13 protein-coding genes and 1 pseudogene are annotated in these 17,725 nt (G+C 58.6%); 8 read left to right on the top strand and 6 right to left on the bottom strand.

The genetic code is table 11. The features are described from left to right. Positions 1 to 87 precede the first annotated feature (87 nt). The 8 genes from P3T40_RS37415 (at position 88) to P3T40_RS37450 (ending at position 11,262) form a co-directional block, all read left to right on the top strand. Positions 88 to 375: a hypothetical protein gene (locus tag P3T40_RS37415; RefSeq protein WP_429272732.1), complete on the top strand. Its 288-nt coding sequence runs from the start codon at positions 88 to 90 to the stop codon at positions 373 to 375. Positions 376 to 708: 333 nt separating this feature from the next. Then, positions 709 to 2,439 carry an AAA family ATPase gene (locus P3T40_RS37420; RefSeq protein WP_429272733.1) on the top strand — a complete coding sequence of 577 codons (1,731 nt, stop codon included), beginning with the start codon at positions 709 to 711 and terminating at the stop codon, positions 2,437 to 2,439. A gap of 1,840 nt (positions 2,440 to 4,279) precedes the next feature. Continuing rightward, on the top strand, positions 4,280 to 4,435 hold the full coding sequence (locus P3T40_RS37425) for a hypothetical protein (RefSeq protein WP_429272734.1): 156 nt from the start codon (positions 4,280 to 4,282) through the stop codon (positions 4,433 to 4,435). A gap of 1,770 nt (positions 4,436 to 6,205) precedes the next feature. After that, entirely contained in the window at positions 6,206 to 6,805 is a 600-nt protein-coding gene (locus tag P3T40_RS37430; RefSeq protein WP_429272735.1) for a hypothetical protein, read from the top strand. Positions 6,806 to 7,274: 469 nt separating this feature from the next. Continuing rightward, positions 7,275 to 7,766: a hypothetical protein gene (locus P3T40_RS37435; RefSeq protein WP_429272736.1), complete on the top strand. Its 492-nt coding sequence runs from the start codon at positions 7,275 to 7,277 to the stop codon at positions 7,764 to 7,766. Between the two features lie 459 nt (positions 7,767 to 8,225). Beyond that, positions 8,226 to 8,435 (top strand): hypothetical protein, encoded by a 210-nt coding sequence (locus P3T40_RS37440; protein WP_429272737.1) that lies wholly within the window; start codon positions 8,226 to 8,228, stop codon positions 8,433 to 8,435. Between the two features lie 1,417 nt (positions 8,436 to 9,852). Further along, a complete protein-coding gene (locus P3T40_RS37445; RefSeq protein WP_429272738.1) occupies positions 9,853 to 10,131 on the top strand; it encodes a hypothetical protein in 279 nt (92 codons plus the stop codon). A 600-nt stretch (positions 10,132 to 10,731) separates the two neighbouring features. Next, positions 10,732 to 11,262, top strand: coding sequence for a hypothetical protein (locus P3T40_RS37450; RefSeq protein ID WP_429272739.1), 531 nt, complete (start codon positions 10,732 to 10,734; stop codon positions 11,260 to 11,262). A gap of 741 nt (positions 11,263 to 12,003) precedes the next feature. Here P3T40_RS37450 and P3T40_RS37455 read toward each other — a convergent pair. The 6 genes and pseudogenes from P3T40_RS37455 to P3T40_RS37480 all read right to left on the bottom strand — a co-directional run bounded on the left by P3T40_RS37455 (position 12,004) and on the right by P3T40_RS37480 (position 17,645). After that, on the bottom strand, positions 12,004 to 12,618 hold the full coding sequence (locus tag P3T40_RS37455; RefSeq protein WP_429272740.1) for a hypothetical protein: 615 nt from the start codon (positions 12,616 to 12,618) through the stop codon (positions 12,004 to 12,006). 50 nt (positions 12,619 to 12,668) lie between these two features. Next, on the bottom strand, positions 12,669 to 13,838 hold the full coding sequence (locus P3T40_RS37460) for an integrase domain-containing protein (RefSeq protein ID WP_429272741.1): 1,170 nt from the start codon (positions 13,836 to 13,838) through the stop codon (positions 12,669 to 12,671). Between the two features lie 835 nt (positions 13,839 to 14,673). Continuing rightward, positions 14,674 to 15,054, bottom strand: a pseudogene (locus tag P3T40_RS37465) (NAD-dependent epimerase/dehydratase family protein); the annotation flags it as partial. Positions 15,055 to 15,488: 434 nt separating this feature from the next. Continuing rightward, positions 15,489 to 16,010 carry a hypothetical protein gene (locus P3T40_RS37470; protein WP_429272742.1) on the bottom strand — a complete coding sequence of 174 codons (522 nt, stop codon included), beginning with the start codon at positions 16,008 to 16,010 and terminating at the stop codon, positions 15,489 to 15,491. 3 nt (positions 16,011 to 16,013) lie between these two features. After that, on the bottom strand, positions 16,014 to 16,361 hold the full coding sequence (locus P3T40_RS37475; RefSeq protein ID WP_429272743.1) for a hypothetical protein: 348 nt from the start codon (positions 16,359 to 16,361) through the stop codon (positions 16,014 to 16,016). A gap of 810 nt (positions 16,362 to 17,171) precedes the next feature. Beyond that, positions 17,172 to 17,645: a hypothetical protein gene (locus P3T40_RS37480; protein WP_429272744.1), complete on the bottom strand. Its 474-nt coding sequence runs from the start codon at positions 17,643 to 17,645 to the stop codon at positions 17,172 to 17,174. Positions 17,646 to 17,725 lie beyond the last annotated feature (80 nt).

Genomic DNA, 17,725 nt, shown 5'->3' on the forward strand with positions numbered 1-17,725 from the left:
CTGCGAATGGTCCTGTCCTTTAAAAGACACCCTGCCGCCACGCCCGATCATGGTGGCGTGCATCAAATAACATTTTTAGGATAGCGAATGAAAAAGAAGCAATTCAGATCTGATCGAAGTGACGACGAGGTCGCCATGGTGGCGCACCGTAACCCCACCGTCTTTATCCCGACCTCGGTCCCCGTTGAAGTCATCGAACTCTGGTACAGGCGACTTGCAAGCCAGCTTGGGCGCCGGATTGGCCGCCTGCGGCACGCGGAACGGCGCTGGAAGCGGCGGCGGCTCGTACCGGTGCGTATCACGGCACGCGTGCGCATCGTCAGGAAGCGCGATAGAAGGCCAGTGCGACGATGGGACCCGATGCCGCGACGCTGACACTCGGCCTGGAACGGCACCAGGTGCGTTAGCTCCAGATTTCTATCGGTGGTTCCAGTAGCGCCCACATGGCCGGCGCTAGTTCTGGGCCTAAAACATCCAATTTGAGGTGAATCAATGAACGGGTTCAATCACCCCGCGTGGTTTGTCGTGCGCTGGACTTTCGTGGGACTTTTCCTGCTTGGGATCCTGAATTCATTTGCAGCGGGGTATCGGCTGGCTCCTGATGCATGTGCCGTGTTGCTGACACTTACCGTAATCGCGGCGTTGTCGGTGTGGGTGCAGAACCGGCACAGCTGGCGCTGGACTCAAGGGGCATTCCTGATACTGGGTATGGGCGTGCTGCGACTCCTCGTCGCCAGCAACGAGTTTAGCCGGTACGGTGCGGCTATCCTGATTGTGGCGGCCATTGCCATGAAGCTCCGGCATTACTGGCTTAATGGGCGACCCAGTGCAGGACGGTCTGCCGGGAATGTCAGAACGGAGGTGCAGGCTTCGGGCCATGCGGTGCGGCCGTCTCAGCCGGCTTATTCGTTTGACCAGAATGTGCAGAGGCCCCGCTACCGGTTTGCCGATGTGGTTGGCATGGCGGAGACCAAGAAGCGGTTGCTGGCGGCGGGTGAGGAAATCGTGCGCGGCGGTAATAGGCGCAATGGCGTAATCCTGTTTGGCGATCCTGGCAACGGCAAGACACTTTTTGCCGAGGCGCTGGCCGGCGAGCTGAAGGTGCCGTTCATGTCGATCACCTACGGTGACCTCGCGTCGAAGTGGATCAACGAAACACCTCAGAAGATCGATGCGATGTTCCGGGCCGCCCGCCAGATCGGCGTTTGCGTGCTGTTCCTCGATGAAGCCGATTCGGTCTTGAAGCCCCGCGACGACAGCGGCTCGCATTCGATGGATCGTGATATGGCCGCCGTGATGCTGACCAACGTCACTAACCTTCACGGCACGCGGGTCGTGCTGGTGGTGGCCACGAACTTCATCGACAAACTTGATGGTGCTGCGATCCGCGAAGGCCGTTTCGACTTCAAGATTGAAGTCCCGGCACCGGATATGGAAGCGCGCGAGGCGATTCTGCGCAAGGCGATCGGCGAGAGCCTCGGCTTCTCGGCGGTTGACGCAGTTGCAGTCACGAGCCTTGCGGAGCGTTGGGCCGGTTTCAGCGCAAGCCGACTTGCGAGCGTAGGCGGCCAACTCGCGGAAATGCGTAGGGATGGCAAGTTCGGGGCGGGAAAGGTGACTTTTGACCTTGGGATGCAGGCAATGCGCCTGCTTCAGGGGCGCAAGGGCAGATTGCCGGATGGCGTAAAGTCGATCGACGAGATCAACATGTCAAGCGATGTCCTGCGTGACATGGCCTACAAGATGAAGCAGGTTCACAACCTGGAGAAGATGGGTGGCAGCCTTCCCCCTGGCGTAGTCTTCTTCGGCCCGCCAGGTACGGGCAAGACGGAGGCCGCCATGGCGCTTGCCAAAGCCACCGGCTGGGCGTTCCTGTCGACCACTGGCGCCAAGCTCATCGCTAATCCCGACGCGTGGGCCACACTCGTGCGCGAGGCCAGGGATATCCGCCCGGCGATTGTCTTCATTGACGAGGCGGACCCAATTCTGCTGGACCGCCGCGTCTCGAATGTAGAAGTCCTCACAAACGAAATACTGACCACGTTGAGCGGTGTCGAGGGGAAAAACCATGATGTCATGTATATCGCGGCGACAAACCACTACGATCGTCTGGATAAAGCGCTGCTACGTGGCGGTCGTTTCGAGGAGAAAATTCATTTCGATGTGCCTAAGCGGGAGGATATGCGTCTGTACGTAAGCCGGAAGCTCGCAAGCGTGACGAGCAAGCGGTATGCCGTCGCTCCAGGTGTGCTCGATCGCTGCATCGTCTTACTGGACGGCAGGTCGATCGCAGATGCCGACGCGGTTGTTGCAAAGGCAATCAACTTTGCCGCCGTACGCGCCCTGCGGGGGAACGTCGCGCAGTTATGCGTGGCAGACGTGATAGCTGCGGCAAGCGTTGTATTTGCTGAGCACGTCGACGCAGCGGTCAGACGGTGATAGGGCGTTGCTTCATGCTTCCGGGCCTGCCGCTCGAGATGGATTGCAGGTCAGCGTAGCAATTGGCTGGAGTGATTTGCGGCCGGCATCATCGCATCGTATGGGTGGCCCCGTTCTCTGGCGACTCACAAATGCCGCCGCCGCCTCTGGCAACTTGGGTGCGGCAAGAGCAAGCACTGCCGTCGCTTGGCTGGTGTGATCGTCATTGGGATCAGCCTGACCGTTTTGTGACCGAGTGCCGCGCGGACACAAGCCGGCCGATGTGCAGGATGGTTGTGGCAGTCGTCCAAGGCGCGGTCCTCGCTGTCGAGTTGTCGTGAAACAGATAGCGCTGTTGCACGTGCTGGGTTTCGTGCCAGATTCCAGATTGCTCCATCTGAGCTGCCGCACAGGTCCTTCGTGTGAGGTCGCGAATTTAACGCCGCAGTGCTGGATCTGGGCGTCGTTCGCATGAATTTGCCTTCAGCAATCGACGCGAGACACTTGATTTGCGGCAGGCAGATGGGAGGTCCACTATCTGGTGTTCGCATCCACGTACAAATTAAAATGGAGTACTGATGAAATATATTCGTAAAATGTACAGGTATTTCTTTCACCATGACGGTCACGATATCTCGCTGTCGATTCTTGCGGCTGCAGTTGCAGCTTCTGGGAGCGGCATCGTTGCCGCAGGGTTATGGATTGCGCATGCGCATGCCCCTGAGGCGACAGCGACGGCGACGGCGAAAACGGCATACCGGACATGCTTTGAAAGCTGCTGGGCCCCGTGTAGCGGATATGTCCGGTAGTCGCGGTGTCTCAGGTACATTTTCAATCCAGCGAGGATTTATTATGCGATGCACTAGAAAGTACTGGCGTGTCTTCTGGGCAGAGTGCCACGAGATGTTTCTTGATTACGTCCAGCCCCTGATTGCGCTTGCGCACTGGCTGCGAGGTAAGAGATAGCACGTAGCCTCCCGCTATTTCAACCCCGCACCACACGAGGTGCGGGAGCTACAACGTCGAGTCCTCGCGTTCGACCACCTCACCTTTTATGCGTCGATTGCCCTGCGGTTTTGTCACAGTATCGATTCGGTGAGGTTGATACTCGACCATGGTTGCGCGGTTCGGCCAGGCGACGCGGCAGAAGTTCGGTTCGTCGTACTCGCGAAAATGAATGTTGTAGAGGGAGTTGCGTCAATTCCCGTGCCAGCGAGCGCGACAATGTACGTGCTGTCCGCTTGCGGCGAGCTAACCAGATACCCGGTACCGGTTCGAGTCGATGGCCCTGCGTGATGTAGCGGCAAGCGGGTCAGCAGGCCGTCTCTCCATCAAAACATGTATTGCGGCCACGGGTTCCGGGTCTCGTGACTTCCGATCCGCAGTCGTACAGGATTGCCGCGCTCTGTCTTGCACAGAAATCGAAGACGATCGGCCAAGATGGGGCGCAAGGCGACGGGTTTCATCAAACGGGCAGCGTCCGACCGACACCCATCTAAATTTGATCCTAAATTTGGTGCCCGTTTGTCCGATAGTGTATTAGGTCATCCGAAGCCGTTGTTGCGCACCGGGGGAGCGCCGATGCAGGACGAATGGAGTGGCGCGCGTATCTTGGCTTGTATCGTGGAATTGGCCGATGGGCGAAGGGCTCCGCAGGTTGGGAGACGTTGCCTGCGGCGGACCCTGCGTCAGTCGAAGTCCAGTTGTTAGGCTGTCAGTATTGGAGAAAAGGTTTATGACCAAGCCGTTTTGTTAACCAGCGCGGAATGCGGGGCGCTGGATCCTGGACTTTATTCCGGACGGAGTTTGCTCGGCGTATTCACCTTCCCGAGGGGTGGCATCCGCGATTGACGAACCGCTTATGATGGCCCTGATCATGGTGCTGGAAGGAGTGGAACCCTACACGCCCCGCGTGTGGCTTGAACCAATCGACGAGTTGGACGAGCGCGGAGCGTTGTTGTCGTTCGACATCGGCGACATTCTAGACAGGGCCAGACGGGCCTCGAGAGAGACGTGACAATCGCGTGGCTCGGGTAACCGCCGCAAGCATGTCCCAGTGAAATCGGCCGACTTCGCGCTGTAAATCTTATCCTGCACAAATGCCGCTGGAAACCGATAGAAGTTGTTGGGTGACTCGAGTCCGGTTCTACATTTCGGAGCGATGGAGGGTGCTACAAGGTACCCGTGATCTTGAATACCTTCGGCAGACGTCCGTTAAGAAAGAGCAAAGCGCCGCGCGTACAACTGTTCGGTTCAGTTCGCGCCGCGCAGAGCTCCTCTGGCAGTATAGCCATCGTTCAATAGCAAAATTCGTTGAGGAAGCTACGATGGCGCCTGGAAGGCGAAGGTACGCTCGAACGGGCAGGTGCCGCGACAGCGGTTGCCATCACGCTAACTACGGAGGTGGGGCACACGCAGGGAAATCACATGTCGGAGTCGCACAGACGCTTGTAGCAAAGCGAACCTGCGCTTGGCAATTGACTGGCTTTACCGGCCCAGCGGGCAAGTCGCGTACACGCCGGATGCTTGCTGAGCGAGGTGTTTCGCTGCGTAGCACGCGTCGCGCGCGTTAGTCGTTAGGCTCTGGCCGGTCGTCCGGGGATGTCCTTCGTCTCGAAGGTCGCCTCGAGGTAGGCCGAGTAACCGGCACGCACGACTGCGCCGTCGATGACAGTGAGCATTCCTCTGTAACCTTCCGTCGAGCTTCGTCTGTAACCTGACGTAATTAAAGTCGCGGAATGGGTCCCGGAGTGAGTATTGCAAAGCTGCAACGATCTATGACAGAATTCATCGAACCCTTGGCATTGTCGTCGCGAAGTCAAGTAGCACGGGTCGGCGGAAAGGGTTGTTTTCCCATTTGCGGGGGTGAAGGTTAGCGCCCGCATGCAGGCACTCGGCAGACTGAGATGTATTCCCCGCTCTTGCGGGGGTTGAAGGTCAACGCCCGCGCGTGCAGGGAAGACCGAGAAGTGTTCCCCGCTCACGCGGGGGTTGAAGACGTTGATGAACCGATAAGATTTAACTGGCCGTGTTCCCCGCTCGCGGGGTTGTAGGGCAACCGTGAGGTTGCCCTTTTTGCTTTGCCTGCTACGATTCATTCCCGGCTGACAGTGTCGTGCCAGCTAAAACGCCAGATGCGCAAGCGGACACGGCCGCCACGCTTAAGCGGATGTGCGCCTGTAATCACCGTGAAGGAGATTCCGAGCGGCAGCACCGGTGCAGGGCCACGCCTGTCAGAATCGTCCCTTGTCATCCCATTCGCGCTCGGGATTCCAAACCAACCTGAATTTAGAACACGCGGCTTTCAGCTAAGTCGCGCGCGACGTCAGGATTGCAGGTTACGGCGATTTTATCGGCTGCCGTTCTCTACGGTCGCGACACTGACGCCCACTCTAGTGTTGCCGGGCTCGTATCTGTGCGACGACACGCCAGCCGTCCTGCTTGACGCGGTCTCGGGGGAGTAGCCAGTACAGCCCGCCCGTCCATTGGCACGCTTGACCCGCATACCTGCCTGAAGGACTTTTCTCACGCGGTTGCTCCCACAGGGCCAATGACATCGGTGCGTCGCTTCGGCATCGATGGCAGCCGACGGTGAATCTTGCGCTGGCTGGCGCATTTGGCCAGGATGGTATTCTTACAAATTGCTTCAAACTGGTCTGCTATGCAATTCCGTACTTGCGTTGCACGGCACCATGGTATTTTCCCCAGAAAAATCAATGGCCGTCGCCAGGCGCGTGTCGTCCGGTGCGACAAAAGGGCGACATCCGGGAAATGCGTGACACCGCGAATGCAACTTGCAGGCTGGGCGCAAATGTTCGAAACGATCAAAAGGAGGCCAATTCAGGCCAATATTCAAACAGATGGGCGGGTCTTCTCCACAGAGAATCTTCGTGACCACAAACAGGTTGCGGTCACGACCAGAGGAGAAACAATGAAGACCACAAAGAGCCCGTTTCACGTCGGGGGGAAATGGACGTGGGAAGCGCATCAGCTTTGCTGCACCAAAGCGCTTGAAGAAACGACCGTCGCACACACGGTCGCGCTTGACCATCTAGAGGCCCTCCAGCAAAGAGTATTGAAGTTTCGAACGGCCTTGGCCCCCGTGGCAGAAAAGGTGGGGCTCCTGTCATGTGCTGGTAGTCTCGACCCAGACGCGCTTACGGACGTCATTGGCGACCTTGTAACACTGGTGGAGGCGGGAGGACAGGAATTTCGCAAACAGGAGGAGCTAATCCGGGCGATCCTTCCATTGTTCCCGCTCCATGCTGATCGGCGAGCCTGCATCAATTCGCGTGGCGGGGCGCGCAAAATCCTGAAGTTCTCAGGATGCGCGCTTTGCGTGGCATGTGTGTTCCCCTTGATCCTGCGTTTCGTGCACGGATTCTAGAGGCTCGCGAAGGTCAGTGCGGACGCACCACGGCAGCGTAGTGCCGCACGGTTGGCATGGCCGGTCAAAGTCTGCCGGATGTGCTGACTGCCTCGGTGAGGCGGGCGCGGTCATGCTCAAATCATGGACGGCACGACGCCGCAGTATGTTGTGGCGGGAGAAAGCAGCTTGTTGCCACGTCGGATAAGTTCACGACTGATCCCAGCGACCGCTCGTTGTTGCAAATTTTGCGCTCGACGACACGGTGACGAGTCGCACGACTCGGCTCACGCTGCTACTGGTGAAAAGAGGACGCCTCGGGGCCGGAGCGCCAGCGCCGCTGCCACGATGCACTCGCTACTCGGCGCGGCTCGCCGAACGGTTGAGAACTTTATGTGCGGTTCAAATACACGTTCGAGAAGCTGCCGTCGTATCCTGTCAACCGCATGCACGAACTGTTGCCGCTTGCCCGATAAACACCTTATCGCTCATGGGCATTCTCGACTCGCTTCGAAAGGCGCCCAGCGCCGAGTTGTATCGGCTCTATCTCGCCATTGGCAAAATGCTGGACGACCCGCGACGTATTCTCGAGATACGTCAACGCCTGCATCTGGGAATGGAGGTCAGCTTTATCGGGGCCGATCCGCTCGCACCACCTTCGCGGGGAACGGTGGTGGAGCTGAGGCAAACCCAGGCGGTGATCCAGGACAACCTGAGCCGTCAGCGTTGGTCGGTGCCATACGCGGCAGTTTCCCTTGACACTGCGAGCGGCCCAATTCACGCGCCTCCGTCGCCGTCACCCCGAGCCCAGCGAGAGGAATTCTTCATTGGGGACACCGTTGGATTCACCGACAAACATCTGAGCGAGCGAGTCGGCATTCTCGTCCGACTCAACGCGAAAACCGCGTCTATCGCCGTCAATGATTCAGAAGGTCATTGGCGGGTCTCGTACGCTCTGCTGCGAAAGATTGTCGACATCTAACCGCGCGATCTCGCCAACATTGTTCGAGTCTTTCCTCGAGGATATCGGGAGCGTGTTGGACGAATATTGCAACCGCGCTGGGGACAGACGCTCGCACGGCTCGTAGATACCCTGGCAGACCGGTCGAGCTTTCGTCGACGATCAGCTGTCGATCTGATTCACGAACGATTCGATGCTGCTTTCCGGATCAGTGATCTGGCCGATAGCGGACTCATTGCGACGCCTGGGCGCCGTACAGGTCGAGGTTATGCGCTTCGCCGAAGTACCTCGAATCCCGTCCCCCTGCCAGACTTCTGGCGGCCCCACGAATGTCGTCGGCTCTCTCATCCAAAAATCAGCAATCCTCTTGAAAGTGTTTCGACTGAGACAGGGTTTGTCCCACCTGGAGAAAATAATGATTTCGCTGGGCGCGCTGCGGTTCGCCTGGGCAAGCAGTCAATTTAACTTCAGGGTGAACATATGCCGATTCAATATATCAGTGATTCGCGCTTTAACACGATTGGTTCGATCGAAACTACTGCGCGGGGGGAGCGTATCGCTTACAGCAAGAATCGGGAACGTCTCGGCGACTTCGATCCGAAAGCCAACCGGACCTATGACCCGCGTCGTCGCCAGGTGGGAACGGGTGATCAGCTTGCCACGTTGATTGCAAGCGCGAATCTTAAATAACAGGTCTTGGACGTAGACGGGCGGTGCGCACGCGCTCCGTTCGTCGTTTGTCTTACGGGGGCTCTCACAATACTAGCGTCGCGGTCGCAATAGAAAGTGCCGCCAGACGCACACCGGACTCGGCGAGGTTTCTGTCACGGGTTCCATGACAGAAATCAGCGTCTGATTGCATGCATCGAAAGTTCGGCAATCCCGACCTTTCGCAGGCGGCAATCGTCAGCAGGAGCCTCCGCGGTTACCCCCTTATGCATCAAAGTGCGTCGCTTTAAGCTATGACGCGACATACCAATTAGGTGTTGATCACCCATCACCTAGGTTCGCGCTGATACTACCAGACGTCTCCCCGCAGGCATGCCGGGCGACGTCAGTCGCTCGGTTAGACACGGGGCCTCTGATTTGTAAAGGATTTTTGGTGGCCCGGCTTCCCATTCGGGGTGAGAGCCGCATAGCAGGGGGGTTTGGTTTGCCCTCGCACAGCATCATCGATACACCAAAAACCTGTCGCTGCTGAAATTTCAGGTCGCACCCGTCATGGGTTTGCTGCCGATGCTCGGCACAGTTCGAATCAAGAACTGTTGCAGTACGCGGATCGGTGCCGCGTTTCGCAGTGGTGCGAAGGCAGGCCGGACCGGGCGCCCGTAACGGCGCCGCTACATCACGGCTTGTGCCGGGCATCGCCCTGTCACCCGACCGTCCGCGATATCCAGTACTGTGACGCCATCGCGCACCTGCACGAGCGTGGCAGCGTGGGCCCGGGTACCAAGGCCTCTGGCTCCCCCACACCTGCTCCCAGCAAACGCGCACCGAACCGTCCCCGGTTCGCCAATAGTCGGACGTAGCAAGCAACTTCGTCAGCGCCTTGTTGTCGATGGCGCGGCCTGTCATGGTCGCCGACATCCGCTTTACGACCGGCCATGACAGACAGAACAAACAGTGCCAGTGATCGAGGGATGGCCATCGGCGCCCCCTGGCTCGCGTGCTGTCAAGGTCGGAATCCCGCGTCCTGCCAGAGCGTGACCGCTAGCGCGAGCTGGGGCGTGGGCGGCCGGTCGCATCAGATCGCTGGACTGGGATCGATTCATCCCGATTACCAGGTTCTACGACGGCAAATCGGCCGACGGCAGCGGCATTTGTGCGGGCTCCCATTGGCGAACCGCCCACCGAAGCGCAGCAGCGCAGCAGGAGAACGCCATGACGGCACGAGCGACCGCCTCATAGGCCACGGTATTCCGCAAAAGATGCGAGTCGCAAACCTGCTCCGCGACATCCCCGGGCACGGTTCGATTCCATAGCTTACCAGCGTCGTTTCCAAAATTGGGTGCAAAAGACCCCCCAAAATCGTGTGATTTTCGAGCCCAACGGCGCCCATGCCCCTTGTAACCTGTGTGTGTCAGCAGCTCATTTGAAGGAGATACAGATGGTTTACCAGGTGCGAGTTTTCCGGCTGTCAAATGGCGCGCTAGCAATTGCATTTTTGCTAGCGAGAACAGTCATCGCTGTCGTCCCGAGCGCAGTAAAGGATCTTGTCGATGCGGTCCTGGGTGGCGTTTCAGGTGATCGTGCTTCACTTGACCAGATCCTGTCGGGGCCACACAAAGGGCGTTGGACTCTGACCATCCTCGGAAGTGTGTTCCGCATGGACGAATGCGACGTCATCGCCCTCCGGGCCGAACTTGGACGTGAATTCTCTCACTGAGGATTGCCAGGTTGGTCTGAGCGCCTGCTTTGAGCTTCGTCCAGAGCAGGCGTTCAATTGGCGCGGCTATAGAACGATCGATCCCGTAAGCATGTGGTGTTCTTTCGCGTATTCGCGTCATTTTCCCGAAGGATAGAGTCGACTCCAGGGTTTCAGTCAACAGCAGAAACCTGCGCGTGCTACGGCCCTCTCCAAGGGATGGACTTGCATCTTGATCAGATTCTTATATACACAGGACAACGAATCGTTATGAATCGCACGGATCAAAACCAATTTTATCGGACTGATTGCCGAAACGACGTCCATGCCCGACGGCGCATCGCACCGCGGCATCCGGGTCTGTCGTAATCCAAACGATCCCGATAGTCTTAGCTACGGAAGAGATTATGTCCGAGCAGACCACCGGATCCTAACAGTAATCAGTGCCGTGCCAGACAGCATGTGCACTGGTGGAAGACGGGCAATCCTTGATGACGCTCGGCACAAGTCTCCGGATCGCCCGCCCACGCACCTGGAATCAATCTTCTGCGTTGTCACAACCGCGTGCTTACGGCCGAACATTGGCCATTCATTTATTTGCATCCACCGGGGAGAATTCAATTGAAAATCGACTTTGTCACACCCGTCAAGCAGAAAATCACCACGCTCGATCAGGTCGGCGTGCTGCGGCTTCAGGCCCAGCATCTCGGAATTGCCTACTTTCCGCAAGCTGACGAGACGGTGGTCGATTCGTTGCTCACCTGGCGTCTTTGGGATGAACGCGGGGTGCAGGCGCACTGGATGCCTAAATTCGGGTTGGCCGCAGGCGCCTACGTGAATTTAAACGGCGCTGAGCTGCAAATTATGGCTATGCAAGAGGCAAGTCACAGCGAATTTGAAAATGCCTTCGAAGAGGCGCTTGCAGACCCGTTGTGGGTGGCAAGACACGCGGAGATTGCGCGCGAATCGATGCTCTCGAAGGTTCAGTTTGCGGCCATGTGCATGGAATTTGCGTGGCAAAGGGCCATGAATATTCCTGAAACCCGTCCCCTGGAACGTTGGCGGGCGATGTCCATATCCGGGTTCCTGCGCAGAGCCTCGTATTCGCATACAACAGTTGCATTGCGCGCAGATCGACCTCATCAAGGTTGACACCGGACGCCCGTTGCAAAAGCCGGAACCGGCTGCCCGCGTCGTAAGGTCGACAGTTGCCGACCTTACACCGGAGCCGACGCTTGCTAGCAGGCAACTCAGGGGACCCTCGTCTGTCGGCATCGATCCTCGCCGCTTCAGGCGACGATCGTACGCACGCGGGAACGTTTCTGCAAGACAGACCACATGCGTCTGGATCAAGGTTTTCCTCGATTGAAACATCCGCAAGAAGCACCTGCACACAGTCGCGAACACGTTTCTGCATAGCGTCTCTTCGTCAAAGCTTATCCGTTGGAATAGCGCTTCTTTGAGGTAGCAACCTGCCCTGTCCGGATGGCGAATGATCGAATTGAACGTCTGCTTTCCAGGCCGCGACAGTCATTTAATAAGGTATACAAAACAATCAGACGGCACAGCGTACCGGTAACACATCCGCTAATGTTGGTGCCGATGAACGCAGCGCCGGGAGGGGATCCCCAGCGCATGGGAAAGGAACGCGCAACCGCGAACAACCCGGACGGCGCGGTTTCCCCACAAGAGCCAGGCCAACGATAGCAGACCACGGGAAATACGACCAGGTTTATCCCATAAGACACAGGGACCATTCTCAACCGCCGCGGACGCGGAGCACACCTTCAACCCTCGGCCCATGGGGAGTGCCAGACAGGGCGATAGAAGCACGGAAGGCCGGTGCAATGATGACGTTGTAACGTCGCCACCTGACCTGCCTTCCGAGCGTGTTCAACACTCGTTTTCTGAATTGGCGCGCCCCCTTGCGTGCGGCTCCACGAGCCGCTTCTCATGGCTGTATTTGCCGTTACGGGCATTCTGCACGCGCTTTCGCCGTACCGCAGCTGTCAACGTCGCGAGCACGCGCCGGTTATACCCGGCATGCACCAGAAGGCTGCCCAGCATGGTAAGCATCATGAGGAGGGCATCGATATTTTGCTGTGCGGACCGGGCATGCGCAACGAACCGGGCCAGATCCGCAGGGCTGATGTCCTCAAGCCGTGCCGGTAGCGTGCCGCGCCGCTCCGTGAAGGTGCGGTACGCAGTCCAGGCCTCAAGCAGGAGCCCTTCCGTGTGTGTATTGCAAGCGATATCGGCTGTCGCTGTCCTTACCTGTATATCTATCTGTGATTGCTGCGACGTTGGGCCTGCGTCAGTGCCGCCGGAACCACCGCTCAGCGCTGTCTCGGAGCACGTGAGCTTCCCGTGCGTCCCGGGCGGCGCACCGGCAGCGCTGACCTTGCAGAGCGTGGCGGGGGTGGTGGGCGCGACACTGGACGGCAGCCCCTGCATCGGCAATGGCATGCTGGCCGGTGCGATGAACATCTGTTTATCGCGGCGTTTCATGGAAAGTTTGGTATCCTGTCTATCTGAATGAGTGATCGACTACACAGCCATCAGCTGTGTCCGTGTGCTGCTGCTCCGCTCGTAAACCGTGTCGTCCGTGAACTTTTCAAAGCGTTGTTCGGTGAGACTTTTACCCTGGTCCCCCGGGCAGCAGGGGCGTCTGTCACAGGCAAGGCGTTCGTTGGGAAATCCATGCGGCCGACGGGAAACCCGCTCATGCGCGCATGCTTGAGCTTTGCCTCACGCCGTGCTGCTGCGCGAGGCACTTTGGTTGCCGGGCTGCGACGATGCGCTTCGCTTTTGTGCAGCTTCATGCAGCCCTTGAAGCGGGACGCAATCGGCTGGCAGTAATAGGCGAGGATCATCTGGGCCCTGGAGCTTCCGTGGCCAAGTGAGGCGCTCAGCCTGACCAGGCTCTCGTAGGGCGCGACGCCGCTATCCAGCAGCTGACGTGACAGGTCCAGGGAGTAGGTGTATCTGAGGCTGTGGAAAGATAGCTCTCCGGTCATTCCTGCCCGACGCAGCAGGGCCTTGAGCCGGTTAAGCGCTGATTCGAGCGTCCTGCCGCGCCCGGTGATCAGTTCATAATCGCGCGCAACGGCGAATTCGAGCGCGGCTTCGATTGCCGCGAGGGTTTCGCCGCGCTGAGTTTGCAGCACTTCGACCTCGCGGGGGCGGAGGTTCTTGGCTCCCCTCATGATGTGCAGGGTGGTTTTGCCGTTGAGCAGGGCGTCGCGCCACATCCTCAGATCCCGGGCGCACATGAGGGCTTCCATCCTGCGCAGCCCCAGCAGGCGGGCGAGCGCAATGAGATGCACCAGCCCCTGATCAATGCGGGCGGCACGTTCGAGGAGTGCCTCGATTTCTTCCTGCGACTGCGCGCGGCGTGCACCCTTGCGCACCCGCAGTGGCAATCCGAGCTGCCGGTTGCTGCAGGTCTCACCGAGCTCATTTCCGAGCGCCCGGCAAACCACGCGGATGGCTGAAAACTGGTTCTCCATATGTCCGGGTTTCGCACCGGAAATGATGCAGTGCACCGCATACATGCTGACGAGCTGGGGCCTGATATCGGCAAACGAACGCGTCAACACCTTAAGTTCACGCAAAAATCGCAGAAACGGCGTCACGAGGTGACGACGGTTTTCCTGATGTTTGACGCTGCCGCCCAAAATGGCGTTCGCCTCTGAGATCTGGTGAACAGCGTCGCTAAGCATGGCCATATGTAAATCCTCCTCTCAAACCAGCAAACCAGCAGTTGTCAGATATGCGTCGCGGGCTGGCGGCAAGTGCAGGCGCATCCCCCAGGATGGCGCGGACGTGCCGCGCCATATGACCACGGCCTTTAGCCGTGTTGATTCACGCTGGTCATGCAGGGGCGAAACGGCCAGCTGTGGTGCCTCGGAGGCGTTGCTGGTTCATGAGGAGGCGGGCTAGAAGACACACCAGAAAAAAGGTGTTGAGTTAGGAGATCCGGTGTTTTGGATAAAGGCGGTCTGCTTGCTTGGGAGTGGGAAGCCCGGAATTGGCTCCACCTTGCGTGCGACTGCTGGCGCAGATGGCACGTGTCAAGGCAGAAGTCCGGCACGCATGAAGCGCACATGGGCTATTGATGTGCCGGAAAGCAGCACGATTGATCGAATGCGGGGGGGCTGAGGGGACGCTGGCGCCAGCGGTGGCGCGAAGCAGACCGGTCGATCCTCGAGAGGCACGCCGACGGCGGCCTATGAACAACACTCGAAATCAACAGGCAATGGCTTGCCTGTCTTTTGGATCGATGCCCAAGGCACAAGGCCGAAGGCAAAACAGCGCTTGCTGTTAATACCCTGAAGATCGGGGGTGAGTCATGCCGTAAACGGCGAGGAAGCGCATTGATACTAACGTATGGAACTGTCCGCGCGCAAGTGGTCGAGAATTTATTTTCAGCTGCTGCTTGCGGGACCGCGTCGGAACCCAGGGCAGCGCCCAAACGCGCCAGTGGTTGCCCCGGGCCAGCGAGCCGACGCATCCCGGGCCTGCCGGGACGCATCGGCGCTGCTCAACGGTGACCTTCAGACGTTACGCTGCAAACCCCCGCGGATTCCTCTCCTGCCACCGCCAGTGGTCCCCATACATCCGCTCGATGCCAAATTCTGCCTGCCAGCCGAGCAGCTTCGCCGCCGCAGCCGGATCGGTAAAGCACGAGGCCACATCACCGGGCCGCCGCGCGACGATCTCATACGGCACCAGCCGGCCCGACGCCTTTTCGAAGGCGCGCACCACGTCGAGCACGCTATACCCCTGGCCTGTCCCCAGGTTCACCACAAAGCTCGCGTCGTGCTTCGCGAGCGCATCGAGCGCGGCGAGGTGACCACGCGCCAGATCCACCACATGGATGTAATCGCGCACGCCCGTGCCATCCGGCGTGCCGTAGTCGCCGCCGAATACGCGCAGCTTCTCGGGCAGCCACGTCAGTACGGTTTCGGCATCATCAACCGTCCGGCACCAGTCGAACTCGGTTTTGCCCGTCGCACTTACCGACCGAAATCAAAAGACAGCGGAAATCGCGCCACATTCGCGCCGAACAGCGACCGACGATGCCTTAGACTGATCCCTATTACTGGCCCTCAAAAAAGTTGAAAAATGGTCGATCGGGTACGGTCCTGCAAACTACCGAATGGTGTGCTCGTGCTTGGCTGGGCACCTTTCTTTCAGCGATAGCAGGTAATAGGCAATCCGACCCGCCGGCGGCATCCCCGTGACCATCGGACAACCACAGTGCCATGCTGTACACGGGCACCACGGCGGGCGCGCCGAATATCCACGCGGCGATGAGGTCTTACTGTTTTCGTGATGCGTAGACCGACCCGTTGTGTGACCGGGTACCAGTCGGGTTATTTCGGCGGAAACCGGAGTTGCGAGAAGTGCCGCCCGGCCCGAATCGCCCGGCGCTCGACATCGGCTGCCGATTCGATCAGGGTCCGCTGTTCCAGGAACAGCAGGAACGCACGGGTTGAAACCTTGCGGCAATTATCGGGTAACAGAAAGCTGGCGCGCGCGATTTTGTGGTCCTCGAACAAAAAGACGCCGGTTCGTTCGGCAGCAAGACCGAACCCGTTCATCGCTTCCTGTATCGCGAGTTCACCGAGATTCGCTTTGCGGCCGGTCGGGGCGGCGCGCGATTGCGTGAAGTGCCGATAGACGTTTGTTTCAACAACCGGAGCACCACGTTCACGTGCCCAGGCAGCAATTCGTGCGCTCGTTGGCGTCTCATTGCGAGTGACCTCATGCAGCACCATGTCGACCAGGCCAATTGACCATCCGGGTTTCAACAGGAGATCGAGCGCGTCGGCGTAAGCGAGCGTGATTAGGGGCCCCGCATCCGGGAGTAGGGTAACCGTCGTGTCGGTCTCCATCTGCTATTTGGGCAGCGCGCTCAGGTCGTCAACCATGCGACGCGTATTAAGCTCGGGCAACCGTGGCATCGGCAGGTGGGCTTGAGCCATAAGCAGGAACAGGTCTTCGTCGGCGTCAATACCCAGCGCCTGCATCGCCTGCCTGTCGTCGACGCGACCAAGCGAGAAATCGAACAGGGTTCGAAAGTTCTGGTTGCCACTGGCTTCCGCTGCCTCGAACGTCTCGACCAGATAGCGTAATTCGGCATTAAACAGCGCGTTCACGGACGTGTCCGACTTTGCCGCGAGGATCTTGGCGCGCCTGAGCAGGTCGCGATCGACTGCGCCTGTGAAATTAACGGTTTCCGCCATGATGACGACCTCCATACAGAATCATTCAAACTGTAACACACATATATATGTGTTACACATATTTATGTGTATGGCCTTCCAGAGTCAGCGACGTACGGTAGGGCGGTTCGGCAACCGGGGGCTCTGGGCAGGTCCGATACGACCCAGTCGATGATGAAGGGTACCGGGCTGGTACGGCCCGCGTCGCATGTATGCTTGACGCACTGCTGATCAGTCAGGTGCATGACTGGATCGTCGAAGATTATCGGAAGATCAACCGGTATTCCCGGCAGCGTAAATTGCACGATGGTGTGCGGCGTTGATCCGGTACGACCCGAGGCGCGAACTTTCTACTCGGACCTACCCTTGGCAAAAAATACATTAAGGATATCTAATGAATTAATCGATGCGTCATAGATTGTCTGCCTGCCGAATGCTTTTGGTGGCCGGTTCTCCCAATAGGCCGAAGCTGAAGGTGCTCTCCGCGTTCACGGGGGCGATGTTCCCTGTATCTAATGGGATAAATCTGGTCGTATTTCACCGGGGCAGTGCGCGATGCATTGGAAGGCTTATAGCATTCATGTTGTTGCTGTTGTTGCCGTGGCCTTTTGGAGGAGACCCGCCGCCCAGGTCGTTTGCGACGGCGCGTTCCTTTTCCGTGCGCGGGAGATCTCCTCCCGGCGGTCCGTTCATCGGCACCGGCATTGGCGGGCGTGTTAGCTGACCTTTCGAGACAGGTACTCAGGTGCCGATTTCTGTCACGCAACCCATCTCAGCAGCCTCGCTAAGTCCGGTTTGTGTCTCGCGGTCGCTTTTGTCGTCGTCCTGAATCTAATACGGCTCAGCATGCCTGGACGTTGCCGCCCACCGCTCCGATTGACGGGTTTCAGGAATTTTCATCACGATTTCCCACATGATTTCCATCACAAACGCTGCATCCCGAACCGCTGCGCGCATCGCCTCCCGTGCGACCCTGGCGTGAGTTGCGACCCACACTGCATCTGCAAGCGCCTCCTGGAATGCATTCTCGTATTTGCTGCAGGTGGCGCTTCGCGAACTCATCAGCCACCACGTAGCGCAGTCTGCACTCACGCACGCGCTCACGCCAAGGCCGTACTGGCGCATCCAATGCTCCTGCACCCCAGGTTCACGCAACAGATGCGGTGTGAGCAGAGGGTCGACCACCGTCCTGCCTTTAAGAGGGAAATGCATCATCCCAGATTGATTAGCGGCGAGTTTCAGCGTGTTGACCGGATCGAGTGCGCAAATTGTCGTATCGATCGCGGTGGCATAGTCGGTGTTCATTCGTGTTCTCCCGGTGAGTGCATTTGAAGAGAGGGTTAATGTTTGCCCGGAAGCGCGCGGTCGCTTGAGGGCGGTTGCCA

The sequence above is a fragment of the Paraburkholderia sp. EB58 genome (assembly GCF_050436665.1).
In the GTDB taxonomy this organism is placed as follows: Bacteria; Pseudomonadota; Gammaproteobacteria; order Burkholderiales; family Burkholderiaceae; genus Paraburkholderia.

Excerpts from the sequence above, each read along its gene's own strand:
- P3T40_RS37430 (WP_429272735.1), top strand. The coding sequence starts at position 6,206 with ATGCAACTTGCAGGCTGGGCGCAAATGTTCGAAACGATCAAAAGGAGG.
- P3T40_RS37425 (WP_429272734.1), top strand. The coding sequence starts at position 4,280 with ATGATGGCCCTGATCATGGTGCTGGAAGGAGTGGAACCCTACACGCCC.
- P3T40_RS37415 (WP_429272732.1), top strand. The coding sequence starts at position 88 with ATGAAAAAGAAGCAATTCAGATCTGATCGAAGTGACGACGAGGTCGCC.
- P3T40_RS37480 (WP_429272744.1), bottom strand. The coding sequence starts at position 17,645 with ATGAACACCGACTATGCCACCGCGATCGATACGACAATTTGCGCACTC.
- P3T40_RS37420 (WP_429272733.1), top strand. The coding sequence starts at position 709 with ATGGGCGTGCTGCGACTCCTCGTCGCCAGCAACGAGTTTAGCCGGTAC.
- P3T40_RS37475 (WP_429272743.1), bottom strand. The coding sequence starts at position 16,361 with ATGGCGGAAACCGTTAATTTCACAGGCGCAGTCGATCGCGACCTGCTC.
- P3T40_RS37445 (WP_429272738.1), top strand. The coding sequence starts at position 9,853 with ATGGTTTACCAGGTGCGAGTTTTCCGGCTGTCAAATGGCGCGCTAGCA.
- P3T40_RS37460 (WP_429272741.1), bottom strand. The coding sequence starts at position 13,838 with ATGGCCATGCTTAGCGACGCTGTTCACCAGATCTCAGAGGCGAACGCC.
- P3T40_RS37455 (WP_429272740.1), bottom strand. The coding sequence starts at position 12,618 with ATGAAACGCCGCGATAAACAGATGTTCATCGCACCGGCCAGCATGCCA.
- P3T40_RS37435 (WP_429272736.1), top strand. The coding sequence starts at position 7,275 with ATGGGCATTCTCGACTCGCTTCGAAAGGCGCCCAGCGCCGAGTTGTAT.
- P3T40_RS37470 (WP_429272742.1), bottom strand. The coding sequence starts at position 16,010 with ATGGAGACCGACACGACGGTTACCCTACTCCCGGATGCGGGGCCCCTA.
- P3T40_RS37440 (WP_429272737.1), top strand. The coding sequence starts at position 8,226 with ATGCCGATTCAATATATCAGTGATTCGCGCTTTAACACGATTGGTTCG.